Source organism: Acrocarpospora macrocephala (genome assembly GCF_009687865.1).
Lineage (GTDB): Bacteria > Actinomycetota > Actinomycetes > Streptosporangiales > Streptosporangiaceae > Acrocarpospora > Acrocarpospora macrocephala.
Map to the genome: position 1 here is coordinate 1 of NZ_BLAE01000058.1, position 24,002 is coordinate 24,002.

The 24,002-nt window shown below is 67.9% G+C and carries 18 protein-coding genes; 6 read left to right on the forward strand and 12 right to left on the reverse strand.

Annotated elements, in window-relative coordinates; all coding sequences use genetic code 11:
• Positions 1–267 precede the first annotated feature (267 nt).
• Positions 268–2,076 (reverse strand): gamma-glutamyltransferase, encoded by a 1,809-nt coding sequence (gene ggt, locus Amac_RS39425; RefSeq protein ID WP_155359532.1) that lies wholly within the window; start codon positions 2,074–2,076, stop codon positions 268–270.
• A gap of 114 nt (positions 2,077–2,190) precedes the next feature.
• Between ggt and Amac_RS39430 the strand changes: the two genes are divergently transcribed.
• The gene (locus Amac_RS39430) at positions 2,191–3,051 is read left to right on the forward strand and encodes a sulfite exporter TauE/SafE family protein (protein WP_155359533.1); all 861 of its coding nucleotides are present in this window, start codon (positions 2,191–2,193) and stop codon (positions 3,049–3,051) included.
• 67 nt (positions 3,052–3,118) lie between these two features.
• Positions 3,119–4,519, forward strand: a complete 1,401-nt coding sequence (locus Amac_RS39435; protein WP_155359534.1) for a tetratricopeptide repeat protein — start codon at positions 3,119–3,121, stop codon at positions 4,517–4,519.
• On the opposite strand, the gene ald is transcribed toward Amac_RS39435, so the two are convergent.
• Both ald and Amac_RS39445 read right to left on the reverse strand, forming a co-directional pair.
• Positions 4,516–5,631, reverse strand: coding sequence for an alanine dehydrogenase (ald, locus tag Amac_RS39440; RefSeq protein WP_155359535.1), 1,116 nt, complete (start codon positions 5,629–5,631; stop codon positions 4,516–4,518). The genes Amac_RS39435 and ald overlap by 4 nt on opposite strands.
• A 59-nt stretch (positions 5,632–5,690) precedes the next feature.
• Complete coding sequence (locus tag Amac_RS39445) at positions 5,691–7,070, reverse strand: aspartate aminotransferase family protein (protein WP_155359536.1); 1,380 nt, start codon at positions 7,068–7,070, stop codon at positions 5,691–5,693.
• Positions 7,071–7,291: 221 nt separating this feature from the next.
• Between Amac_RS39445 and Amac_RS39450 the strand changes: the two genes are divergently transcribed.
• Together Amac_RS39450 and Amac_RS39455 are read left to right on the forward strand one after the other, a co-directional pair.
• Positions 7,292–8,632 (forward strand): M20/M25/M40 family metallo-hydrolase, encoded by a 1,341-nt coding sequence (locus Amac_RS39450; protein WP_155359537.1) that lies wholly within the window; start codon positions 7,292–7,294, stop codon positions 8,630–8,632.
• A gap of 69 nt (positions 8,633–8,701) precedes the next feature.
• On the forward strand, positions 8,702–10,432 hold the full coding sequence (locus Amac_RS39455; protein WP_246269008.1) for a substrate-binding and VWA domain-containing protein: 1,731 nt from the start codon (positions 8,702–8,704) through the stop codon (positions 10,430–10,432).
• Here Amac_RS39455 and Amac_RS39460 read toward each other — a convergent pair.
• Positions 10,429–11,373 (reverse strand): threonine ammonia-lyase, encoded by a 945-nt coding sequence (locus tag Amac_RS39460; protein ID WP_155359539.1) that lies wholly within the window; start codon positions 11,371–11,373, stop codon positions 10,429–10,431. The two genes, Amac_RS39455 and Amac_RS39460, sit on opposite strands and share 4 nt — an antisense overlap.
• Before the next feature lie 74 nt (positions 11,374–11,447).
• A complete protein-coding gene (locus tag Amac_RS39465) occupies positions 11,448–14,435 on the reverse strand; it encodes a CHAT domain-containing tetratricopeptide repeat protein (protein WP_170322891.1) in 2,988 nt (995 codons plus the stop codon).
• Between the two features lie 79 nt (positions 14,436–14,514).
• On the opposite strand from Amac_RS39465, the gene Amac_RS39470 reads away from it, so the two are divergent.
• Entirely contained in the window at positions 14,515–15,147 is a 633-nt protein-coding gene (locus tag Amac_RS39470) for a LysE family translocator (RefSeq protein WP_155359541.1), read from the forward strand.
• 3 nt (positions 15,148–15,150) lie between these two features.
• On the opposite strand, the gene Amac_RS39475 is transcribed toward Amac_RS39470, so the two are convergent.
• From Amac_RS39475 to Amac_RS39495, 5 genes are all read right to left on the reverse strand, one after another.
• Positions 15,151–16,734 (reverse strand): acyl-CoA synthetase, encoded by a 1,584-nt coding sequence (locus Amac_RS39475; protein ID WP_155359542.1) that lies wholly within the window; start codon positions 16,732–16,734, stop codon positions 15,151–15,153.
• 9 nt (positions 16,735–16,743) lie between these two features.
• The gene (locus Amac_RS39480; protein WP_155348015.1) at positions 16,744–17,892 is read right to left on the reverse strand and encodes a thiolase family protein; all 1,149 of its coding nucleotides are present in this window, start codon (positions 17,890–17,892) and stop codon (positions 16,744–16,746) included.
• Complete coding sequence (locus Amac_RS39485) at positions 17,892–18,893, reverse strand: thiolase family protein (RefSeq protein WP_155359543.1); 1,002 nt, start codon at positions 18,891–18,893, stop codon at positions 17,892–17,894. Before Amac_RS39485 ends, Amac_RS39480 begins: the two co-directional genes overlap by 1 nt.
• Complete coding sequence (locus tag Amac_RS39490; protein WP_155359544.1) at positions 18,893–19,798, reverse strand: Zn-ribbon domain-containing OB-fold protein; 906 nt, start codon at positions 19,796–19,798, stop codon at positions 18,893–18,895. The genes Amac_RS39485 and Amac_RS39490 overlap by 1 nt, the downstream gene beginning before the upstream one ends.
• Positions 19,799–19,914: 116 nt before the next feature.
• Positions 19,915–21,459, reverse strand: coding sequence for an acyl-CoA synthetase (locus Amac_RS39495; RefSeq protein WP_155359545.1), 1,545 nt, complete (start codon positions 21,457–21,459; stop codon positions 19,915–19,917).
• Positions 21,460–21,769: 310 nt separating this feature from the next.
• On the opposite strand from Amac_RS39495, the gene Amac_RS39500 reads away from it, so the two are divergent.
• On the forward strand, positions 21,770–22,579 hold the full coding sequence (locus Amac_RS39500) for a crotonase/enoyl-CoA hydratase family protein (protein WP_155359546.1): 810 nt from the start codon (positions 21,770–21,772) through the stop codon (positions 22,577–22,579).
• Here Amac_RS39500 and Amac_RS39505 read toward each other — a convergent pair.
• Both Amac_RS39505 and Amac_RS55565 read right to left on the reverse strand, forming a co-directional pair.
• Complete coding sequence (locus Amac_RS39505) at positions 22,576–23,781, reverse strand: type II toxin-antitoxin system HipA family toxin (protein WP_155359547.1); 1,206 nt, start codon at positions 23,779–23,781, stop codon at positions 22,576–22,578. The two genes, Amac_RS39500 and Amac_RS39505, sit on opposite strands and share 4 nt — an antisense overlap.
• Before the next feature lie 49 nt (positions 23,782–23,830).
• Complete coding sequence (locus Amac_RS55565; RefSeq protein ID WP_218041569.1) at positions 23,831–24,001, reverse strand: hypothetical protein; 171 nt, start codon at positions 23,999–24,001, stop codon at positions 23,831–23,833.
• Position 24,002 lies beyond the last annotated feature (1 nt).

Genomic DNA, 24,002 nt, shown 5'->3' on the forward strand with positions numbered 1-24,002 from the left:
CCACCCACCCATCCCGTTGTTTACCCTCGGGCCTCGCCCGCCCCCGCCATCCCCGTGAGCACGGAAACATGGCCATAGGCACCCATGACCATGCAAATCACCACAGGCTCCGCCCACCCCCGCTGCCCCCAAGGGCGCGGGAAGCAACGCCACGAACTCGCGGGCAGTTAAGGTCGTGCCGCCGTCCCCCTAAACGCGGGGAACAACGGCACGAACTCGCGTGGCAATCGAGGATGTGCGGCCATCCTCATGAGCCCCAGGGCCAGATCAACCGTTCCTGATGACCAGGGCGCTCCCACCACCTCTGCGTACTGGCTCGGCGACAGCCTGGACCTTGCCTCGGCTCAGGAATTCCAGGCCGGTTGCCGCTCCGATTTCCGGCGTCGATGCGAACACGTGTCCGCGTGCCTCCAGGTCAGCGCCGTACTGGGCGATGAAGGCCGGTTCCGCCTGGGTGGCGGCGATGTTGCGCTGGGACGCGCGGGGCGCGGCGAGGGCCTCTGGTAGGGGCATGCCGAAGTCGAAGCGGTTGACGAGGATCTGCAGGACCGTGGTGATGATGGTCGCGCCGCCGGGTGAACCCACGGCCAGGAGTGGCTTGCCGTTCTTGAGGACGATCGTTGGCGCCATTGATGAGCGGGGGCGTTTGCCGGGGGCGGGCAGGTTGGGGTCGCCGGGGGCGGGGCCGAAGGTGAAGTCAGTCAGTTCGTTGTTGAGGAGGATGCCTCGGCCGGGGACGACGATCCCGCTGCCGCCGGTCTGCTCGATCGTGATGTTGTACGCGGCGACGTTGCCCCACTGGTCGGACACCACCAGATGGGTGGTTTCCGGGCCTTCCGGCTGCTGTTTGGGGTCGGTGGCGGTGGCCGGCGGCGGGCAGGGGCCGTACGAGCCGTCGGGGGAGCCGGGGGCGGCCGGATGCGGGAGGGCGGTGTCGGTGAGCAGGCAGGCGCGTTCCTTGCCGAACTGGGCGGACAGCAGCTCGTTGAGCGGGACGTTCACGAATGCGGGGTCGCCCACGTAGGCGTTGCGGTCGGCGAAGGCGAGGCGGGAGGCGTCGAGGTACTCGTGCAGGCCGACGTGGCCGGCGGCGGAGAGGATGTTGAGGGCTTCGCCGACCGTGGAGCCGCCGGAGGAGGGTGGGGCCATGCCGTACACGTCGAGGCCGTGGTAGCTGACGTGGGTGGGGGCGGGGGTGAGGGCGCGGTAGGCGCGCAGGTCGGCGAGTTCCATCAGGCCGGGGCGGACGACTCGGGGCGAACCGGGGGTGACGGGAGGGTTCTTGACGGTGGCGACGATGTCCTGGCCGAGCTTGCCGCCGTACAGCCAGGAGGGACCGCGGTCGCCGAGTTCGCGGTAGGTGCGGGCCAGGTCGGGGTTGCGGAAGGTCGAGCCGACGGCGGGCGGCTGGCCGCCGGGCAGGTAGAGGGCGGCGGTGGAGGTGAAATCGGCGAATCTGGCCGCGTTGGCGGCGGTCTGGTCGACGAAGGTCTGGTCGACGACGAAGCCCTTGGTGGCCACGTCGATCGCGGGTTTCAGCGCCTGCCGCAGGGATAACGTGCCGTAGCGGCGCAGGGCGAGGTCCCATTGGGCGACGCTGCCGGGCACGCCCACGGACAGGCCGCTGGTGACGGCGTCCGCGAACGGGATGCCTTCGAAGGTGGCGGCGGTCATCGCGGCGGGTGCGGTCTCGCGGCCGTCGATTGTCACGACCCGCCCGCGTTTGGCCTCGTAGTAGACGAGGAAACCGCCACCGGCGAGCCCGGCGGAATAGGGTTCGGTCACACCGAGGGTGGCCGCGCCCGCGACGGCCGCGTCCATGGCGTTTCCGCCCTGTTTGAGCACGTTGAGCGCGGCCTTGCTGGCGTCCAGGTCTACGGTGGCGACCGCTCCACCGTAGCCCTCCGCCACGGGTTTCTTAGCCTGACCGGCATGCGGAGGGGTCGCGACCAAACCCGCAGCCAGATCGGCATACGCGAGAGTCGCGGGTTTCTTGGTCTGATCGGCGTGCACGGGAGTCGCGACCAAGCCCGCGGTCACGATGGTGCCGAGCAGGGTTCCGGAGATTCGCCCCATTTGCCACCTCCACCACATAGACGATCACCAAGCATGACTCAGCCAGTCAAGCACGTCTAGCCGACAGCAAATTGTTACTGGCAGACGCAGGGTGACCACGTTACGTTACTCACGATGACCGTGGGTGCGCTGTTCCTCAGTGGTCTGGCCGCCGGGCTGGTGGCCGGGACGGCATCGTGCACGGCCGTGCAGGGCGGCTTTCTCACCGGACTTGAGCGGACTTCGGTGGGCATGTTCCTGGTCGGGCGATTGATCTGCCACATCATCGTCGGAGCGGCCCTCGGACTGGTCGGCTCCGCAATCCAGCTCGGACCGCAAGCACGCACGATCCTGCTGATCACCGCCGGTCTCATCCTGGTATTTTTCGGGATCCGCCAGCTGAAACGCGCCCCACCCTGTCACACCACGAAACGCGGCGGCCTGCTCCTCGGCCTGGCGACCGTGCTCGTACCCTGCGGAGTGACCCTGAGCATGGAAGTCCTCGCCGTATCCACCGGATCGGCGATAGGAGGCGCTGCGGTCATGGCGGGCTTCGTAGTGGGTTCCGCACCCGGATTCGTGGTGCTCGGCCTGCTGATACGCAGGTTAGCCACCAAACTGGTAGCCATCATCGCCATAGCCGCAGGCATCTTCACGACCTTCTCCGGGTTACGCCTCGGCGGCTGGCTGCCCGATTTCGGCACCCCCGCCGTCGCCGCCACCCCCGGCCCACACGGCACCCAGACACTGACCGTCTGGGCCACCCCCAACGGCTTCCGCCCCGGCATCGCCACCGCCAAGCCACACCACCCCATCGACATCACATTCCGCACAGAAGCCAACCAAGGCTGCACCCGCACCCTCTCCATCAACGGCCACGACCTGGCCCTACCGGAAACCGGCCAGGTCAGCGTCCACGTCCCGCCCCAGCAAGAAGGAACCCTCCACTACACCTGCGCCACGGGAATGTACGCCGGATTCATCCGCATTCACTGACCCCCTCCGCGTAAGGAACTGGCAATTACGTTCCGTAACAACGCGATCACATGCCACCCTGTCCGGCATGACAATCTGGCCAGAGGTGGCGACCGCACCGCCGCCACCCATCCCCCGGCAGCACCGCGCCGGGGCGGGCGAGGCCGACCTGCTCGCCGACGCGCAAGCGGGGGACGCCCTGGCTGCCCACCGGCTCGGCCGCCTCTACGCGCAGCGCGGCGACCGCGCCGCCGCCCGCCACTGGTGGGAGCGCGCGGCCGGAGCCGGCAACGTGGACAGCGCGTTCAACCTCGGCATGTGGCACGAGAAACACGGCACCCTGGACGAGGCGATCAGCTGGTACGAGCTCGCCGCCGGCACCGGGGACGCCGAAGCCGCGGTCAACCTGGCCACCCTGCTGCTGGAGCAGAAGGGCGACGCGCCGGGCGCCCGGCGGTGGTACGAGACGGCCGCCACCGCCGGCTCCCGCCGCGCCGCCCGCCGCCTGGCGCTGCTCTGCGAGGACGCGGGCGAACTCGGCAAAGCCCGCGACTGGCACCGCCGCGCCGCCCTCGACGGCGACCTCGCCTCCGCCCACGACCTGGGCTTCCTCGGGTACGCGGCGGGCGAGGAAGGCGAGGCCAGGCACTGGTGGGAGTTCGCCGCGCGCGGCGGCCACGCCGAGGCCGCCCACCATCTGGGCCTGCTGATGCACGCGCTCCGCGACCCGCAGAGCGCCGAGGTGCTCTACCGGCTGGCCGCCCAGCACGACCATCCGGGTTCGGCGTCCCAGCTGGGCGGGATCGCGCTGGCCCGCCGCGACCTGCGGACGGCCAGGGCCTGGTTCGAGCGGGCGGCCCGGGCCGGGCGGGTGGACGACCAGCGGATGGCCGGGTTCGTCTGCGTCGAGCTGGAGGATTCGGCCGCGGCCAGCCACTGGTTCGGGCGGGCGGCGGCGAGTGGGGACGCCGAGTCGGCGTACAACTTCGGGCTGCTGCTGATCGCCGAGCACGCCGATCTGAACGGCGGTGAGCACTGGTTCCGGCAGGCCGCGGCGGCCGGGCACTACCGGGCGGCGCTGGAGCTGGGCACGCTGCTGTCGGTCACCGGCAAGCCCGCCGAGGCCGAGCAGTGGCTGTCGGCCCCGCCGAAACCCTGCTGGGACCGGAGCGCGGAACCGGAACTGGCGGCCAGGGCGGAGCTGGCGGTGGCCGCGTCCGGGCGGAGGGGCGGCAGCACGCTCACCGTGCCGGAACTGACCGAGATCCTCGGCACGTGGGACGTGCTTACCCGACGCCTGCGCGAACCGCTCGATCCGGTCACGTGGCTCACCGAGAAAAGCGGGATGCACGCCTCCGCGGTGGAGCACCTGAGCTCGGTGCGGGCCACGCTGATCCGGCCGGGCACGGCCCCCTGGCCGACCCCGACCGAGATCGAACGTGTCCTGGCCACCGCCCGCGACCTGCGCAAACGGCTCGGCCTTAGCTAGGCGGCGAGCAGCTTGGCAACCGGCGTGTACGGCAGTGCGTGCGCCACCGCCACCGGCTCGTAGGTGAGCTTGCCCTCATGCGCGTTGAGCCCGAGCGCGAGCCCGGCGTCCCCGAGCAGGGCGGCCTGCCAGCCGAGGTTGGCCAGCTTGACCACGTACGGCAGGGTGGCGTTGGTCAGCGCGTAGGTGGAGGTGTTGGCCACCGAGCCCGGCATGTTCGCGACGCAGTAGAAGATCGAGTTGTGCACCGGGAAGGTCGGCTCCGCGTGCGTGGTCGGCCGCGAGTCCTCGAAGCAGCCGCCCTGGTCGATGGCGATGTCCACCAGCACGGAACCCGGCTTCATCCGGGAGACGAGCTCGTTGGAGACCAGGGTGGGGGCCTTCGCGCCGGGGATCAGCACCGCGCCGATGACCAGGTCGGCGTCGAGCACGGCCTGCTCGATCGCGTACGCGGTGGAGACCAGCGTCTTCAGCCGCCCCTGGTAGATGGCGTCGATGAACCGCAGCCGGTCGATGTTGACGTCCAGGATCGTCACCTCGGCGCCCATGCCGACCGCGATCTGCGCCGCGTGCAGCCCGGAGACGCCGCCGCCGATCACCACGATCTTCGCGGGCGCCACCCCGGGCACGCCGCCGGGCAGCACCCCGCGCCCGCCGTTGAACCGCATCAGGTTGTACGCCCCGACCTGCGGCGCGAGCCGTCCGGCCACCTCCGACATGGGGGCGAGCAGCGGCAGCGTGTTGCCCACCTGCACGGTCTCGTACGCGATGGCGGTGGTTCCGCTGTCCAGCAGCGCGTCCGTGCACGGCCGGGACGCGGCCAGGTGCAGGTAGGTGAACAGGATCTGGCCCTTGCGGAGCCGGTGGTATTCCTCCGCGATGGGCTCCTTGACCTTGAGCACCATCTCGGATTCGCCCCAGACCTCGTCCGCGGTGTCCAGGATCTTCGCCCCCGCCGCGAGATACTCCTCGTCGCCGATGTGCGAGCCAAGCCCCGCCCCGCGCTGAACGTGCACGTCATGACCATGCTTGACCAGTTCGTGCACACCCGACGGGGTGGCTGCGACGCGGTACTCGTGGTTCTTGACCTCGGCAGGCACGCCGATCTTCATTAGTTGGGTCCTTTGCTGTGATATGGCCGGGCGCCTTCATCCAGCCAGTGTGATTTGGGCTAGAGCCGAGTCCACGCCTCGGTCAGGACGGAACGCAGGATCGACTCGATCTCGTCGAACTCCTTGGGCCCGGCAATCAGCGGGGGGGCGAGCTGGATGACGGGGTCGCCGCGGTCGTCGGCACGGCAGTAGAGACCGGCATCGAACAGGGCCTTGGAGAGGAAGCCGCGGAGCAGCCGCTCGGACTCGTCCGCCGAGAACGTCTCCTTGGTGTTCTTATCCTTGACCAGTTCAATGCCCCAAAAGTACCCGGACCCGCGCACATCTCCAACTATGGGCAGGTCAAGGAGGCGTTCGAGGGTGCCGCGGAAGACCGATTCGTTGCGGGTCACGTGGCCCAGCAGGTCTTCCCGCTCGAACAAATCGAGGTTGGCCAGCGCCACCGCCGACGACACGGGATGCCCGCCGAAGGTAAAACCATGGCCGAACATCTCGGTTCCGGTGGCGAACGGCTCGAACAGCCTGTCGCTGCAGATCATCGCGCCGAGTGGGGAATATCCGCTGGTCAGGCCCTTGGCCGAGGTGATGATGTCGGGCACGTAGCCGAACTTCTGGCCGCCGAACATGGTGCCGAGCCGGCCGTACGCGCAGATGACCTCGTCGGAGACGAGGAGCACGTCGTAGCGGTCGCAGATCTCGCGCAGGCGCTGGAAGTAGCCGGGCGGCGGCGGGAAGCAGCCGCCGGCGTTCTGCACCGGCTCGACGAAGACGGCGGCCACCGTGTCGGGGCCCTCCATCTCGATGGCGGCGGCGACCCGGTCGGCGGCCCACCGGCCGTACTGCTCGGGGGTCAGGCCGGGGAAGCCGCTGATCTCCTCGGCGCGGTAGTAGTTGGTGTTGGGGACCCGGACCGAGCCGGGCACGAGCGGCTCGAAGGCCTGCTTGAACGGCGGGATGCCGGTGATCGAGAGGGCGCCGTGCGGGGTGCCGTGGTAGGCGATCTGGCGGCTGATCACCTTGTGCTTGAGGGGCTTGCCGACCAGCTTGAAGTACTGCTTGGCCAGCTTCCACGCGGTTTCGACGGCCTCGCCGCCGCCGGTGGTGAAGAAGACCCGGTTCAGGTCGCCGGGGGCGGCTTCGGCCAGCCGCGCGGCCAGCTCGACGGCTTTGGGATGCGCGTACGACCAGAGGGGGAAGAACGCGAGCTCCTGCGCCTGCTTCGCGGCGGCTTCGGCCAGCTCGGACCGGCCGTGCCCGACCTGCACCACGAACAGCCCGGCGAGGCCGTCCAGGTAGCGTTTGCCGTGGATGTCGTAGATGTAGGCGCCTTCGCCCCGAACGATCATCGGCACTTCGCCGCCGGCGTAGGAGCCGTGCCGGGTGAAGTGCATCCAGAGGTGGTCCTGGGCGGCCTTCTGCAGGTCTTCGGCGTTGGTCATCTCATACTTCCCTCGGGTGGCCTGAGTTCTCCACAGTGTGCATCGCCCGTTCGGCATTTGCCAAGCGATTGCGTGGCGACAATCTGTCAAGGCTTCGGATTCCGTGACATCGACTTGTAACAGCAACGAAATCCGTCAGGAGATTCTTGGGCATCCCCGACCCCCGGCGCGCGTTGTGATGCAATGGGCGGACCGAATGTTGAGATAGTGAGGGATTTGACGTGGCACCAGAGGAAATCGAGAACGCCGTTCGCGCGGGCATGCCGCAGGCGGTAGAGGACCTCAAACGGCTCGTATCCATCCCGTCCGTGGCGTTTCCCGGACATCCCGAGGAGCCCGTGCGCGCGGCCGCCGCGCTCGCGGAGGAGCTGCTGCGCTCGGCCGGGCTCCCCCACGTGCGGCAGATCCCGGTGGCGGGCAGCTTCCCCGCCGTCTACGCCGAAGCCCCCGCGCCGCCCGGCGCCCCCACCGTCCTGCTGTACGCGCACTACGACGTGCAGCCCCCCGGCGCCCCGGCGCTGTGGCGCACCCCCGCCTTCGAGCCGACCGAGATCGACGGCGCGCTCTACGGGCGCGGCGCCGCCGACGACAAGTCCGGCATCATCCTCCACGTCGCCGCGCTGCGCGCCTTCAACGGCCGCTTCCCGGTGGGCATCCGCGTCATCCTGGAGGGCCAGGAGGAGTACGCGGGCGAGCGCCTCGAAGCGTTCGTCGAGCACAACCCCGACCTGATCAGGGCGGACGCGATCGTGGTCGCCGACGCCGGCAACCCGCGCGTGGGCGACCCCGCGCTGACCACCACGCTGCGCGGCATGGGGGCGTTCACCATCGAGGTGCGCACGCTCCGCGAGGCCGTGCACAGCGGCTCCTTCGGCGGGGCCGCGCCGGACGCGCTGGCCGCGCTGATGCGCATGCTCACCGCGCTGCACGACGACAGCGGCGACCTGCGGGTGCCCGGGATGCCGCGCGGGGCCTTCCGCGGGCAGGCCTCCTCGGAGGAGGAGTTCCGGGTCACCGCCGGGGTGCTGGACGGCGTGTCGCTGGTGGGTTCCGGCTCGCTGGCCGACCGGCTGTGGGCGTCGTACGCGGTGACGGTGACCGGGCTCGACGTGCCGACCGTGTCCGGGGCGATCAACGCGGTGCAGGCGGTGGCGCGGGCCCGGGTGACGATCCGTACCCCTCCGACGGGGGATCCGAAGACGGCGCTCAACGATGTCATGGACTACCTGCGGCAGGTCGCGCCGTGGGGGGCGCAGGTGTCGTTCTCCGATTACGTGATGGGGTCCGGGTATCTGGCCGAATCCGGCGGGCGGGCGCGGGCCGCGCTGAACGGGGCCATGGAGCGCGCCTTCGGGCGGGCGCCCAGGGAGGTCGGGCAGGGCGGGTCGATCCCGCTCGTCTCGACGCTGGCCCGGCAGTTCCCGGCCGCCGAGATCCTGCTGTACGGCGCGGAGGACGACAACGCCTCGATTCACGCGCCGAACGAGCGGGTGGATCTGGAGGAGCTGCGCCGGGCGGCCACAGCCGAGGCGCTGTTCCTGGCCGCGTACGGGGAGCTGTGATCTGCAACTAACGCAGGTCCTTATTCGTCGGAAATCTCAGAGGCAAGGCTGAGATTTCCGGGAGGCCTGTTGAACCAGCAGCGGCGTCGGCGGGGGTTCGCTCCGGTCATCGTGGCGGTCATTCTCGTGGGCGCGGTCGTGGTGGTTGTCCGTACCGTGTTCGGGGCTTGTGACGCGACGAAGCTCGTGGTGGCGGCGTCCAGCGAGAAGGCCGAGTTGCTGCGCCAGATCGCGGCCGGGTATCGCGGGTCCTGTGTCGAGGTCGTGGTGCAGGCCAAGGCGTCCGGGGGTACGATGCAGGCGCTCGCGCGGGGGTGGGACGAGCGGGTGGACGGGCCGCGGCCGGATGTGTGGTCGCCCGCGGGGTCGGGGTGGATCACGCTGCTGGAGCAGCGGGTCAAGGGGCGCGGGCCGGTGGGGAAGGACAATCCTTCGATCGCCAGCACGCCGCTGGTGATCGCCATGCCGGAGCCGATGGCGGCGGCGATGGGGTGGCCGCGGAAGAAGCTGGGCTGGTCGGACATCCTGGAGCTCGGGGCGGATCCGGAGGGATGGGCGAGGTACGGCCATCCGGAGTGGGGCGCGTTCCGGCTCGGCAAGACGAATCCCAATTTTTCCACATCTGGGTTGAATGCGACGATTGGGGCGTATTTCGCGGCTACCGGGTTGTCGGGGGATCTGGTGAAGGCGAATGTGACCGATGGGAAGACGCGGGAGTTCGTGCGGGGGGTGGAGCGGTCGATCGTGCACTACGGGGATACGACTCTGACCTTCCTGTCGAACCTCCAGCGGGCGGATGATGCGGGCGCGGCGATGTCGTATATATCCGCTGTCACGGTCGAGGAGAAGTCGGTCTGGGACTACAACCAGGGCAACCCGACGGGGGACCCGAAGACGCTGGGGCAGCATCGCAAGCCGAAGGTTCCGCTGGTGGCGATCTATCCGAAGGAGGGCACGCTCTTCTCCGACAATCCCTACGCGGTGCTCTCCTGGGCCGACGACACCAAGCGCGCCGCCGCGGCCGATTTCCTGAAATATCTCCATGAGGACGCCCAGCAGGCCGAGTTCGCGTCCTTCGCCTTCCGGTCCTACCAGGGCAAGCCCGGGAAACTGATCACCGCGGCCAACGGCCTGGATCCGAAGCAACCCAAGACCCGGCTGAACGTGCCGCTCCCCGGCGTGCTCGACCAGATCCTGACCAGCTGGGCCACCCTCCGCAAACCCGCCAACGTCCTCCTGGTCATGGACGTCTCCGGCTCGATGTCCGCCGAGGTCAGCGGCACCGGCAAGACCAAACTCGAACTCGCCAAGCAGGCCGCCATCAACGCCCTCCCCCAGTTCGGCCCCAACGACCGCGTCGGCCTCTGGATCTTCTCCACCAAGCAGCGGGGCACCCGCGACTATCGCGAACTCGTCCCCATGGACCGCGGCACCGCACCCGACCTCAAGGCCCGCATCAAATCCCTGATCCCCAACGGCGGCACCGGCCTGTACGACACCGCCCTCGCCTCCTACCGCCACGTCCTCACCCACCACACCGACGACGCGATCAACGCCGTCGTCTTCCTCACCGACGGCAGAAACGAGGACCAGGCCTCCATCGCCCTCGACGACCTCCTCCCCGATCTCCGCAAGGAGCCCGGCCAGGAAACCGTCCGCATGTTCACCATCGCCTACGGCGAGGACGCCGACCTCACCGTCCTCCAGCAAATCTCCCAATCCACCAACGCCGCAGCCTACGACTCCCGCGAATCCAACAGCATCGACCAGATCTTCACCGCGGTCATCTCCAACTTCTAGCCACGCCCCAATTGCGCGATCTCGGCTGGGCCGGCGTTGCCGCCGGTGCAGACTATGGCGACCTTCTTGCCCGCGAAATCGGCGGGGCGGGCGAGCAGCACGGCCAGGGCGGCGGCTCCGGCGCCCTCCGCGAGAGTGTGCACGTCATTGGCCAGTACGCGCTGGGCGGCGCGGCAGGCGTCATCGGAGATCAGGACGAAGTCGGTCAATCCGCCACGCATGATGCGCTGTGGCAATTCGAACGCCGATCCTGTGGCCAGGCCGTCGACGGTAGTCTTCATCGGTCGGCGGACGAGTTCTCCCAGACGCCAGGAATCGTGGGCTGCCGGAGCTTGGGCGGACTGCACCGCGATCACCTGGCAGCGTGGCGCCAACGCTCGCGCGACCACGCAGGCTGCGGCGGCCCCCGTGCCGCTCCCCACGGGGACGACGATGACGTCCAGATCAGGTTGCCGGGTGAGCATCTCGTAGTAGAGCGTCCCCACACCCGCGATGATGTCCGGTTCATCCGCCGGACTCACCAGCCGCCGCCCTTCCTCCTCGGCCAGCGTCCGCGCGTTCTCCCCCGCCTCGACCATCGTGGCACCCGCCACCACGACGCTCGCCCCAAGCGCCTCGACGGCGGCGACTTTGGCCGGATTCGGGTTCTCCGGCATCACGATCGAACACGGCACCCCGAACACCCGCGCCGCATAAGCCACCGACTGCGCATGATTCCCCGTCGAGTACGCCACCACCCCGCGCTCCCGATCGGCCATCCCCGCCAGCAGCGTGATCCCACCCCGGACCTTGAAAGCCCCGGTCGGCTGCACGTTCTCATGCTTGACATGCACCTCGGCACCGACAAGGCCGTTCAGCACCGGGTAGGACCACATGGGCGTCTCAGGCAGATACCCAGCCAGGACTTGCCGAGCCTTGAGCACCTCTCGCATTTCCGTCATATGCACACCCTGGTGCCCACACCGCCCGTCCGACAAGGTGCACGCCAGCGGTGCTGGGGCGAAGGCTCCGTGTCCTATATTCCAGCGTGAATGTGCGCGGCCCACAGGTCAGGACTGTCGGTTGAGTCCTCGCGGAGCTGGCGAGTGGCGTGATGGAGCGCCCGCGCGGCACGTTCGGTGCGGGGTGCGGCCTGTCCCTCCTCGGTGAGGTAAGTGTAGAAGTCGGCGGCGATCCTGACGGCGGCGGCGTCATTGATGGGCCACAGAGTGCCGATGACGTGCTGGTATCCGGCGAGCTGGAATGCGGCGGTGATATGCATGGCTTCGTCGGCCAGACGCTGGTTGCCCGCGGTCGTACTGCACGCGGACAGGTAGGCCAGGACGGCGTGGCTGAGGCGGATCCGGGAGATGGCGGCGACCGTGAACGGGTTCGTGGCGTGGTCGTGCAGCAACAACCGGCTGGCGGCGGGGGTGACCCAGTCGCTGAGCGCGTGACAGGCCAGATGCACGATCGAGTGCTCCGGCAGCATGGCCTCGACAGCATCACGGGTCGCCTGCGCGCCGGTGACGGTGCGCGCGCCGGGGAGCAGCCGAGCCAGGAGTGTCGCTTCAGTGTGAGCGCCGGGAAGCGCAGGAGCAAAGGGGGTGTCGGGCAGCGCGACGATCAGGGCCTGGGTAGGGCTGCTGTCGGATGCGTGGTCCCGCGCGTAACGCAGGGCGCGAATCGTAGGAGTGTAGGAGGAGATGACCCGATCCAGCACCGTCTGCGGCCTGTGGGAGTGGTGGCCAGCGGCGTGCAACGGGAGAAACGTCATCTCCCCTACCGGGCACCACCACAGCCGTGGCCAGCTCTGACCCTGTTCCGGCGGACCGGTGAGTCCGAGATCCTGCAGGATTGGCGCCGCGACTTCATCCCATAGCCAGCCCAGAACGGCGTGAATCTCCTGCTGATTCGCCCGGCGCTGCCGAAGTGGCCCGCTGCCGGCGGCGTTGGTGGCGACGACAAAACGATTCGCCTGCTCGATGACGGAGTCATACGTGATGCCGCGTAACTCGACGACCCGTACGGCGGTGCCGGTCGCGAGAATGAGGGCGTCACACCGGAATCTGCTGACATTCACGACCACCACCGGGCCGTCGGCCGCCTGCCGCCGAAGCTCCTCGATCGGTGGCGGCAGCAAGAACCCGGAGAAGCCGGGGCGAAGGCGTATCTCCCCCAGCAGGCTTTCCCATTCCCGCGCCAACCGCCGGCGATCCTCTGCTATCCGCTGGGCGGCCGGACCCGTACCGACGATCCGCGTTTCCGCTGGCTTACCCCAGACGTTCGAATGATCGGCTGCCTCCATCTCATCGCGCAGGCGGACGAATCTCGCCGCCAGCCCAGGCTCGCGAGTATGGAGTTCGCGCAGATCGCCTCGCGCATCCATCGCCTCGGCCAGGAGCACGCCCCGAACCTGTTCCAACAACTCCACCGCACGTTCCGGCCGCCCCGCCTGAACAGCGGCCGATGCGGCCTTGGCGCCCAGCCCGGCGACCTCCCCGAGGTTGTGTTCACGGTCCGGACGAGACAGGCGGCGCGACGTCGACCTCCCCATCAGCGCGATCGTGTCCTCGAAGGCGGACAGTGCCGCCTCGGCGTCACCCCCGGTCAGAGCCGCCTTTCCGAGCTCCTCGCCGGCGGTGATCCGTACCAGAGTCCGCGCTTCGACCGAGGCCGCCGCCTCGGCGAGGGCCGCTCTCGCCTCGGCCAGGGCGTGCGTGTCGGCGGTCTGCTCGTACAGCGTGGTCAGCGCGATACCCAGGGTGACCAGCGTATTGGCACGTGCGGGATGGCCGGCCGGGATAACCCGGGTCGCGTCCCGACCGGCTCGGACCGCCTCGGCCAGGACATCCAGGTCGTTGTTTCGCCCGAACAACTCCCAGAGGGTGCTGCTGAGGTTCGACAGATACCTCGCGCTGTCGGGGTGGCCGATGGGGACGGTCGTGACCGCCTCGCGGCTGACCTGGACCGCCTCCGCCAGAATGTCCGCGTCGCCGGTCTCCTGGCCCTGCGTCCGCAAAGCCGACGCGAGATCGTGCAGGTGTCCGGCGCGGCGCGGATGGTCGGGGGGAACGGCCATGACAGCGTCCCGGCCGGTATCTATCGCCTTAGCCAGCAGGGTGGGATCTTGGGTGCGCATGAACATCTGAAGGAGAGCCGGGGCGAGGACACCGAGATCGATGTCGCGCTCGGGATGATCGGCCGGAGTGCGGAGGACCGCGTCCTGGGTGACCTGGATCGCCTCCGCCAGGAAGTCCGCGTCCGTGGTCCGCTCGTACAATCGCAGTAAGGCCATGCCGAGATTGGCCAGGTACTTGGCGTGCCAGGGATGACCGGCCGGAGTGACGGCGAGCGCGTCACGGGTGACCTGGACCGCCTCCGCCAGGGTGTCCTCGTCGCCGGTCCTCTCTCCCGAGGCCCGAAGCGCCAGCCCGAGATTGGACAGGTACAGGCCGCGCTCAGGGTGGTCGGCGGGGCTGACCTGGACCGCCTCGCGGCTGACCTGCACGGCCTCCGCCAGGATGTCCTCGCCCGAGCCCGCGATGTGCTCGTACGACATCCGGAGAACCAGGCCAAGGCTGGTCAGACTCGCGCCAAGGTCCGGGTCATCGGGCAGGGTTGCGGCGCACGCCTCCCGGCAAACCTGGACCGCCTCAGCCAGCTGTTCGGGGTCTCCGGTCGTTTCGAACATCGCCAGCAGAGCACCGCCGAGAATGGTCAGCGCGGAAGCGTGGATCTCACCGCCGGCAAGGGCCGCAGCGGCTTCACGACTGACCTGGATGCGTTCGACCAGCAGCGACGGCTCTCCAGAACGGTCGGACAGACGCTTCAGGTTGATACCTGTGAGAAACAGGAAGGCACCGCGATCAGGATGATCGGGCGGAACCGAGGCGATCAGCTCCCGGCCCACCTGGACCGCCTCGATCAGCGCCGTCATATCCCCGGTCTGCTCGAACGACGCCATGCGAGCGACCAGCCGCTTCCGTTTGGCCCTGGCCTTGAACAAGTCCGTGAGCAGCATCTTCCGCAACCTCACACGCTCCTTGCCCATACGGTAAATCAGATGCTCGTGGGGCGTCCTTATTCGTATCGTCTGGGGTATGCCGGATATCACCGCTCTTGCCGTTTTCGCTGGGGCCACCTTGGCCTTGCTTGTCGTTCCGGGGCCCGCTGTGGTCTATATCGTGACGCGAAGCGTGGCGCAAGGTCGTGCCGCGGGGCTGGTGTCTGTGCTTGGGGTGCACGCGGGGTCCGTCGTGCATGTGGTGGCGGCGGCGCTTGGGCTCAGCGCGCTGCTGGCGACGTCGGCCACGGCGTTCATGGTGGTCAAGTACCTCGGCGCGGCCTATCTGATCTGGCTCGGCGTGCGTAAGTTGCTGAGCCGGCCCGGACCCGAGGCGGCAGAGCCCGATGTGGTGTCCTCGTCGCGGTTGTTCGGTGAGGGTTTCGTGGTGAACGTGCTCAATCCGAAGACGGCGATCTTCTTCCTGGCCTTCCTGCCGCAGTTCGCCGATCCGGCGGCCGGGCCGCTCGCGCCCCAGATCGTGCTGCTGGGGGCGATCTGGATCGTGCTCGGAATGGCGAGTGACGGGACGTATGTCCTCATCGCCGCATCGCTGGCCGGGCGGATCCGCCGTTCGGCCACGGCACGCCGCCGCCTCGACATCGGCAGCGGCGTGATCTACCTGGGGCTCGGGGCGGTCGCGGCCCTCACGGGTGAGGGACGTAAGTAGTTCCTACTGGGCGGCTTGGGCGGTTTCCTTTGCCCAGCGGTAGTCGGCCTTGCCGGCGGGAGAGCGCACCATTTCGTCGACGAAGGCGTAGGTGCGGGGGACTTTGTAGCCCGACAGTTTCGCGCGGCAGTGGGCGTCCAGGGTCTCGGCTGTCGGGGTTGTTCCGTCGCGAGGTTCGATCACGGCGGCCACCCTGAAACCCCAGCGGTCGTCGGGGATGCCGGTGACGACGGCGTCGAAGACGTCGGGGTGGCCTTTGAGGACGGCTTCGACCTCTTCGGGGAAGACCTTTTCGCCGCCGGTGTTGATGCACTGGGAGCCGCGGCCGAAGACGCGCATCGTGCCGTCCTCCTCGACCACCGCCAGGTCTCCGGTCAGCAGCCACTTCACGCCGTCGGCGTCGGTGACGAAGGTCTGTTCCGTCTTCTCGGGGTCGTTGTAGTACGCGAAGGCGATCCGGCCGGTTTTCGCCACAGTGCCCATCTCGCCCGTACCAGGCTGAACAGGTTTGAGATCGGCGTCCAGGATGGCCATGGTCGCGTTGGCGTTGGGCTGGTATTTGAGGCCGGTTTCGGGGGACGAGCCGGACACGGCGGAGGCGGTGTAGCCGGATTCGGTGGAGCCGAAACTGTCCATGATCATCTTGTCCGGGAGCAGGGCCTGCAAACGGTCGCGGACCGAGCCGGTCAGGATCGCGCCGGTCGAGCTGACCACGAACAGCGAGGATAAATCGTATTCGCCGGTCGCGATCGCGTCGGCCAGCGGCTGGGCCATCGCGTCGCCGGTGATGTTGATGGTGAAGACCTTCTCGCGTTCGATCGCGGTGAGCACCGCGCGGGCGTCGAACTTCGGGACGTACACCATGGTCCCGCCCATCCACCAGGCGATGAACGTCCCCATCTGAGCGGCTCCGTGCATCAGCGGCGCGGCGGCCATCATGATCATCGGCCCGGAGTTGCGGGCCTGCTCGATCACCGCTTCGGGCGAGGACAGCGGAGCGCCGTAGGGGTTCCCACCCCCGAACGCCATGAACAGATCCTCGACGTGCCACATGACGCCCTTCGGCATCCCCGTCGTGCCGCCGGTATAAATGATGTAAATGTCCTGCCCGGACCGGGTCTCGAACCCGCGCGCGTCCGACGATTCCGCCAGTGCCCGCCGGTACGGCACCGCCCCCGGAACCCGCGACTCCCCACCCACCGCGATCAGGTGACGAAGCAACGGCACCCCCGGCACGACCGCCGCCACCCGCTCGTCGAACTCCACGTCGTAGATGAGCGCCACCATGTCCGAGTCGTTGTACAGATAGAGCAACTCCGCCTCGACATAGCGGTAGTTCACGTTCACCGCCACCGCCCGGATCTTCAGCGCGGCCAGGATCGCGGTGATGTACTCGATCCCGTTGTACAGATGAATCCCGACATGTTGCCCCGCCCGCACCCCCTGCGCGGCCAGATGGTGCGCGAGCCGGTTCGCCAGCGCGTCCAGTTCGGCATACGTCACCCGCTCGTCCCCGCAGATGACGGCGACGCGGTCCCCGATCGTGTCCGCGAGTCCTTCGAACAGGTCGGCATGGTTGAACTCCATGGGACTCCTTCAGGGCTTGTCGGCTCCGACGATCCACATGGCGAAGAACTGCGCGCCTCCGCCGTACGCGTGTCCGAGGGCTTTCCTGGCGCCCTCGACCTGGTGTTCTCCGGCCATCCCGCGCACCTGGAGCGCCGCCTCGGCGAACCGGATCAGCCCGGAGGCCCCGATCGGGTTGCTGCTGAGCACGCCGCCGGAGGCGTTCCAGGGGGTGTCGCCGTCCAGGGCCGTACAGCCGGCTTCGGTCAGCTTCCAGCCTTCGTTCTCGGCGGCGAAGCCCAGGTTCTCCAGCCACATCGGCTCATACCAGGAGAACGGCACATACACCTCGGCGACGTCGATCTCGCGGCGCGGGTCGGTGATCCCGGCCTGCCGGTAGACGTCGGCGGCGCAGTCCTTGCCGCCCTGCGGGTTCACCGTGTCGCGGCCGGCCCGGAATATCGGTTCCGAACGCATGGCCGTACCGTGCACCCAGGCCGGGCGGCCGGTCACCGCGTGTTCGGCGGCGAGCACCATCGCGCAGGCGCCGTCCGAGGACGGGCAGGTCTCCAGGTAGCGGATCGGCTCCCAGAGCATGGGCGTGGACTCGACCATGGCCCGGTCGATGCCGGGGATCTTCAGGTGCGCGTAGGGGTTCTTCAGCGCGTTCTGCCGGTCCTTGACCGCGACCAGCGTGCCGATGTGGCCGGGCGCGCCGGAACGGCGCATGTACTCCCGGATGTGCGGCGCGAAATAGCCGCCCGCGCCGACCACCAGCGAGGCGTTGTACGGCAGATGCGTGGAAAGCGCCCAGGTCGCATTGGACTCCGACTGCTTCTCGTACGCGACGACCAGCACCCGTTCGTGCACCCCGCCCTGGATCAGCGACGCCCCCACCAGAGCGGTCGACCCGCCCACGGAACCGGCGGTGTGCACCCGCGTCATCGGCTTGCCCGCCGCCCCGAGCGCGTCCGCCAGGTACGCCTCCGGCATCATCACGCCCTCGAACAGGTCGGGCGCCTTGCCGATCACGACGGCGTCGATGTCCTTGAAGGTGAGCCCGGCGTCCGCCAGCGCGCGCAGCGCGGCCTCCCGGACCAGACCGGCCATGGAGACGTCGCGGCGTTTGGTCGTGTAGTGGGTCTGGCCGATTCCGATGATCGCGCAGCGGTTGCCCATCAGACCTCGCTCGATAGGACGGCGACCAGGTTGTGCTGGAGGCAGGGACCGCTGGTGGCGTGCGCGACGGCGCGGCGGGCGGTGCCGTCGAGGACGCGCTGGGCGGCTTCGCCGATGCGGATCAGGCCGGTGGCCATGACGGGGTTGGCGGCGAGGGGGCCGCCGGAGGGGTTGATCACGGTGTCCTCGGGGAGTCCGAGGGCTTCGCGGAGGATTGGCTCTTCGTGGCTGAATTGGGTGTGCAGTTCGGCCACGTCGACAGGGCCCTTGCCGACTCCCGCGGCTGTCGCGGCGTCGGCGGTGGAGGTCGATTGGGCGAGGTTTCGCATGCCCAGGTAGTGGGGCTCGATGCGATGGGCGATGCCGGTGATGTAGGCCGGGCGGGGATATTTCGTGATTTCCTCCCCCGCGACGAGGACGATGGCCGCGGCTCCGTCGGTGATCGGGGCGACGTGGCCGTCGTCTTCCTCGGTGGGATCGGGGAGATTGAGCGCGTATGGGTTGGCTCGTCCGTCGGCTCTGCTCCGGCGGACTATCGCGTCCAGCTCAGCGCGATCGGCGCCTCGGGCGCTGGCCTGGAGCCCGGCGAAAGAGATCTGATCCAATCCCAATGGGGCTAAATAGTATGGATCAAGCTGCAATGTCATGATTTCTCGGAGATCGCTCATGGAGGTCTTGCCGAAGCCGTACACGAGGGCGGAGTCGACGTCGCCGTGCTGGAGGCGGACCCATGCCTCGTACAGGGCGAAAGCGCCGTCCATTTCGACGTGACTTTCCGAGATGGGCGGCCAGGCGCCCAGCGAGTCCAGGGCCGACACGAACGAGAACGGGGCTCCGGCCAGGTAGTCGCAGCTGCCCGAGCAGGTGAAACCGAACCTTCTCAGGCCCGACTTGGCCCTTACCTCCTCGATCACCGGCTGCAGGAGCTCCGGTTCGGTCAGGCCGGCGTCGTGGTCGGTGTGCACGGTCTGGGCGAACGCGACGATCGCCACCTCACGCATCAGTTCTCCAGCTCGGCGTCGGGCTCTCCGGTGGGAGCGAACCATTTGATGTTGGTCATCGCGAGGGTGCGTTCCGACTCGGGGAGCCAGACCGCGCGGACGCGCATGCCTTGCCGTACCTCGTGGGCGGGCACGTCGCCGACCAGGGCGATCATCGGGGTGTCGGCGCCGTCCAGCAGGATGTACGCGGAGACGAAGGGCACCTGGGGGGCGCGGGGGTCGGGCAGGTTGTTGATGGCGAATGTGGTGATCGTCCCGGTGTCGGAGACCTGGCGTTCCGCCGCGATCAGGGAGCCGCATTCGGGGCAGGAGATGCGGTAAGGGACGTAGACCTTGTCGCAGGTCGCGCAGTGTCCCGCGAGGAAGACGCCGTCGCGCACGCCTTCCAGGAAGCGGGTGAGCGCCCGGCCGGGTGTGATCGTGTATTCGGCGCGGACCGGGGAGACGATCATCGTGACGTCGGGGACGAAGCATTCGATGTCGGTGATCTGGCCGATTCGTTCGGCGCGCCAGCGGGGGCGCACGCGGAGTCCTGGGCGCATCGCCTTCTTGTGGCCCGCGTCCACCGCGTGCACCAGGGTGGTGTCGGCGCCGTCGAGTTTGATCAATGCCCAGGCGAAGGGGCGGTCGAGGGGGTGGTTCTTGCGCGGCGCCTGCACCCAGACCCATTCGGCGACCGTCCCCGCCGGGCCGACCTGGACGAATTCCTCGGTTACCGGGTCGCCGGTGTGGGGGTCGTATTCCAGCGGGGGGACGAGGGTGCGCTGGTCGGCGGTCCGTACGCCCACGATCCTGGCGTCGCGTAATTCGGTCAGGAAACGGCCGATCACCGGTCCCGTGGTCCTGGTGTAGCCGCCGGGGAACTCCAGGACGTAAGTCGCTGACAGTTCAGATTCCGTGGTCATGTTTGGAGCGCCTTCACGTTAGATGCCGCGTTCACGTCGGGTGCCGCATTCACGCCAGACCTACATTCACGCCAGATGCCGCGTACACGCAAGGACCCGCCGTTGGCGTGGTCACGTCAGATGGCACGGTCACGGCCTTCCCAGTAGGGCGCCCGGAGTTTGCGTTTGAGCAGCTTGCCGTTGGGCTCGCGGGGCATCTCGTCGATGAAGTCGATTGTCTTGGGCCATTTCATCCTGGACAGGCGTCCTTGCAAAGAGCCCAAGATTTCGTCGGCGAGTTCGGGGCCGGGGGTCGCGCCAGGAGCGGCCTCGATGATGGCCTTGATCTGCTCGCCCCATTCGTCATCCGGAATGCCGAAAACGGCGACATCGGCGACTTTGGGGTGGATGAGTAGTTCGTTCTCGATCTCGGCAGGATAGATGTTGGTTCCGCCGGAGATGATCATGTCGGCTTTGCGGTCGCAGAGGAACAGGAAGCCGTCCTGGTCCAGGTAGCCGATGTCGCCGACGGTGAAGTAGTCGCGCAGGCGGTTCGCCTCGGTTTTGGCGGGGTCGCCTTTGTACTCGAAGCGGAGGCCCATCATCTTCATGTAGATCGTGCCGGGTGTGCCGGTGGAGACCTCTTCGAGCTCTTCGTCCACGATGAGGAGTTCGCTGATCGGCCAGGCCTTGCCGACGGTTCCCGGGTGTTTCTTCCAGTCCTGCGGGCTGGCGATGGTTCCGCCGCCTTCGGTGGCCGCGTAGTACTCGTACACGACATCGCCCCACCAATCGAGCATCTGCTGCTTGACCGGGACAGGGCACGGCGCGGCGGCGTGGATCATCCAGCGCAGCGAGGAGAGGTCGTAGTGGTGCCTGACCTCCTCGGGGAGGGATAACAGCCGTTTGAAGTGGGTGGGGACCATGTGGGAGTTGGTGACCCGGTAACGCTCGCACAGGCGGAGGGTCTCTTCGGCGTCCCACTTGTCCATGTAGACGAGGGTGTGGCCCATGTGCAGGGCGGTGCCGCCGAACTGGGTGACGGCGGTGTGGTAGTTCGGGGAGGTGACCAGGTGGGCGTTGGGCCTGCCGGGGGTCATGCCGAACAGGGTGAGCAGGAAGGTCATCAGCTCCGCGCCCTCATCCGGATCCAGACCGCTGAGCGGGCGGCGTACGCCCTTCGGTTTGCCGGTTGTGCCGGATGTGTAGTGCATGCTCGCGCCTGCCGTACGATCCGGCGGCAGCGTGTCCGGGCGGCCCTCGGTCAGGTCCGCGACCGGGCGGAAACCGTCAACCGCGCCGAAAGCGAATCGTCGTTCCGGGGCCAGATCCCCCGCGCCGCGCGTGCCCTCCTCGGCGTAACGTTCATGCACGAAGTACGCCTTCGCCTCGCTGTCGGCCACGATGTAGGCGATCTCCGGACCGGTGAGATGCCAGTTGATCGGCGTGTAATACCAGCCCGCCTGCAGGGCCGCCAGATACAGGACGAGACCGTCCACCCCGTTCGGCACCAGCCCGCAGATGCCATCCCCCGGCCGCAGCCCGAACTCGCGCAGCCCGTGCACGAGACGATTGGCCCGGGACAGCAGCTCACCCGCCGAATGCTCCGTCCCATCCGGATCGACGGCCGCGATCCATTCGGGATCGGCCTGTGCGAGCCTCCAGAATCCGAGCGAACCCATCCGGAACTCCCTTGTCCGCGCGGGAAACACAAACGAGAATCTGTTCTACCTTGCGGCAGATTAACCCGGTCGAGCATCGTCGAACAAGCGCTTGGGTCATGCGCATGGCCACGTGCACGGACGGCGGCGACTGCCGCGAAGATGGACGTCTCGCGGCGGATGTCGCCGCCGCGAGACAGAACGGGTTCTACTAACAGGAGCGTCGTGAGCTGGACAGCCGCAACGGCGGGTCGCCTGGTCGGCGGCCAGGACGCGATGCCAGGTCGTCTGGTCGGCGGCTGTCTACGCTTGGTTGCCTGAGGAGGCATTCGTGGAACTTCTGCCCATCAGCACCCCCCACTGCCGGGTGGAACGCGACGGCCGTCTCGTCATCGTCACCATGGATCGCCCAGAAGCCAGGAACGCCCTCTCCACCGACATGCTCATCGGCATGGCCGAAGCCTGGGCCTACATCTCCGCCGAACCCGGCGTCCGCGTCGGCATCCTCACCGGCGCGAACAACACCTTCTGCGCGGGCGCCGACCTCAAAGCCATGGGCGCCCCCTCCACCGACGACCGCGTCCGCCAGCGCGCCGCCGAAATCCCCAACTTCCACTGGAAGGGCCTCCTCCGCGAGGACATGCCCACCAAACCCATCATCAGCGCCATCGAAGGCTACGCCGTGGCCGGCGGCACCGAACTCCTCGTCGGCACCGACCTCCGCGTCGTCGCCGAATCCGCCACCCTCGGCCTCTTCGAGGCCAAACGCGCCCTCTTCCCCATGGGCGGCAGCGCCGTCCGCCTCCCCCGCCAGATCCCGTACGCCTTCGCCATGGACCTCCTCCTCACCGGCCGCGCCATCACGGCCCCCGAGGCGTACCGCATGGGCCTGATCAACCAGATCGTCCCCGACGGCCAAGCCCTCCCCAAAGCCATCGAACTAGCCGAAGACATAGCCTCCTCCGGCCCTCTCGCCGTCCAAGCCATCCTCCGCACCTACCGCGAAACCCTCGCCCTCCCCGAAGAGGAAGCCCTAAAAATCTCCGACAACCTCGGCTGGCCAGTAATCGCCTCAGAAGACGCCAAAGAGGGCTCCCGCGCCTTCCGCGAAAAGCGCCCCCCACGCTACGAAGGCGCCTAACGCCGGGTGATCAGCGGCAATGACTTGAGGCGGTGATCGATGTGGTCGCGCACGAACGCGGGAACCGGAGTATCGCGCTTGACCTGCGGCCAGGTGTCCAGAAGAGCCGTGACAGTTTGGGTCACAACGCCACTGACCCGTTCCACGTCAAGTTCGGCACGGTTGGCGAGATGACGGAAATTGTCCAGGCTCACGAGCTTGGCGATCTTCCCGCCGTTCACCGGAAAGGCTAGTTCCTCGGTCCTGAACTCGCTGTAGGCGGAAACGGAGACGAAGTCGTACGCGGGCGAGAGACGTGCGGTCCGACCGTCGGGGTAGCGCAATGTCCAGTTCTTCAGGTGCGCGTCAAGGTTGCCGATCACGACGATGGTGGTCAGCCTGCGAATGTACTCGTCGATGTCCTGCGGGCATACCGCTCGGATGACTCGAGCCAATCCCACATAAGTGGCATTGTCATATTTGGCCTCCACGGAAACTTCGCGGACCTGAGCGAAGTCTTCCTGATGGACGCGGCCCTCGGAGGTTCTGTCGAAACGGCGCACGGCGAACGCCATCTCCTCCGCGGAGATCAGCTCGTCGGGCAGGCCGGAAAGTTCCGCTCCCACGAGAAGCTTGATATCGGGCACGTCCACACCGGCGAGTTTGGCCCAGCTGAGCATGGCATATTCGTTGGCGGGCACCTCGGGAAAGCGCCGATCGGGAAGCTTCACGATCCAATCACCGCCCTGGCCCGACATTGGCAGAACCAGACCTTTGCCCTCCCATCTCATGGAGAACTTCACCTGCGCACCGGCCAACGAGAATCGCACCCTCCCGAGCCGGTCGCGGTCAGTCCCCTCGGTCAGTTCAGGGAGCGTGAACGTGTCGGACTCAGGAACGACGCGGACCGCTCCGGGCAGGTCCTCGCCAGGGAAAGTGAGGATTTGAAAGTCATGGGGATTGGTCCGCCCAAGTTCCTGGGCAATGAGGTTCCGCAACCCGCTCCCCGGCTCGGGTAGCAGGTTGGCGAACCACTTGGGAACCGTCCCGCTCGCCCTCCTCCGCCGCACAGGATTCGTCTCGAACCCTTGCCCCAGAACGGGATGTGTCGGCTCGATGTCCTCGTAGTCGAACCAAGTGTTCCCGTCAAGATAGCCCAGCGTTCCCACGCGGCGATCACCCAGAAAGACTCCAGCGGTCGCGCGGCTAACCAAGTTCTTCATCCTCGTCGAATAGCGCTGCCATCCAGCCCGTCGCGGAATCTCCGCAAGATTAGAAGGCCGTTGTCGGACCGAACGTCCAGGTCAGGATGCGGCCGTGTTCGATGCCCACCACCACGCGGCTTGCGTCGCGTGGTTGCTCAGTTCGTACAAGGAGAGGCTGCGGATGCTCACCGCGAGCACCCGGCGGCAGGCCGAGGCGGACCAGATCGGATGTAGTCATC

Bases quoted from the DNA above. Each gene is read 5' to 3' on its own strand.
- Amac_RS39465 (WP_170322891.1), bottom strand. From the start codon at position 14,435: ATGCTGCTCACGGACTTGTTCAAGGCCAGGGCCAAACGGAAGCGGCTG.
- Amac_RS39480 (WP_155348015.1), bottom strand. From the start codon at position 17,892: ATGGGCAACCGCTGCGCGATCATCGGAATCGGCCAGACCCACTACACG.
- ggt (WP_155359532.1), bottom strand. From the start codon at position 2,076: ATGGGGCGAATCTCCGGAACCCTGCTCGGCACCATCGTGACCGCGGGC.
- ald (WP_155359535.1), bottom strand. From the start codon at position 5,631: ATGAAGATCGGCGTGCCTGCCGAGGTCAAGAACCACGAGTACCGCGTC.
- Amac_RS39490 (WP_155359544.1), bottom strand. From the start codon at position 19,798: ATGACCACGGAATCTGAACTGTCAGCGACTTACGTCCTGGAGTTCCCC.
- Amac_RS39430 (WP_155359533.1), top strand. From the start codon at position 2,191: ATGACCGTGGGTGCGCTGTTCCTCAGTGGTCTGGCCGCCGGGCTGGTG.
- Amac_RS39435 (WP_155359534.1), top strand. From the start codon at position 3,119: ATGACAATCTGGCCAGAGGTGGCGACCGCACCGCCGCCACCCATCCCC.
- Amac_RS39475 (WP_155359542.1), bottom strand. From the start codon at position 16,734: ATGGAGTTCAACCATGCCGACCTGTTCGAAGGACTCGCGGACACGATC.
- Amac_RS39485 (WP_155359543.1), bottom strand. From the start codon at position 18,893: ATGCGTGAGGTGGCGATCGTCGCGTTCGCCCAGACCGTGCACACCGAC.
- Amac_RS55565 (WP_218041569.1), bottom strand. From the start codon at position 24,001: ATGACTACATCCGATCTGGTCCGCCTCGGCCTGCCGCCGGGTGCTCGC.
- Amac_RS39495 (WP_155359545.1), bottom strand. From the start codon at position 21,459: ATGGGTTCGCTCGGATTCTGGAGGCTCGCACAGGCCGATCCCGAATGG.
- Amac_RS39505 (WP_155359547.1), bottom strand. From the start codon at position 23,781: ATGAAGAACTTGGTTAGCCGCGCGACCGCTGGAGTCTTTCTGGGTGAT.
- Amac_RS39470 (WP_155359541.1), top strand. From the start codon at position 14,515: ATGCCGGATATCACCGCTCTTGCCGTTTTCGCTGGGGCCACCTTGGCC.
- Amac_RS39445 (WP_155359536.1), bottom strand. From the start codon at position 7,070: ATGACCAACGCCGAAGACCTGCAGAAGGCCGCCCAGGACCACCTCTGG.
- Amac_RS39460 (WP_155359539.1), bottom strand. From the start codon at position 11,373: ATGACGGAAATGCGAGAGGTGCTCAAGGCTCGGCAAGTCCTGGCTGGG.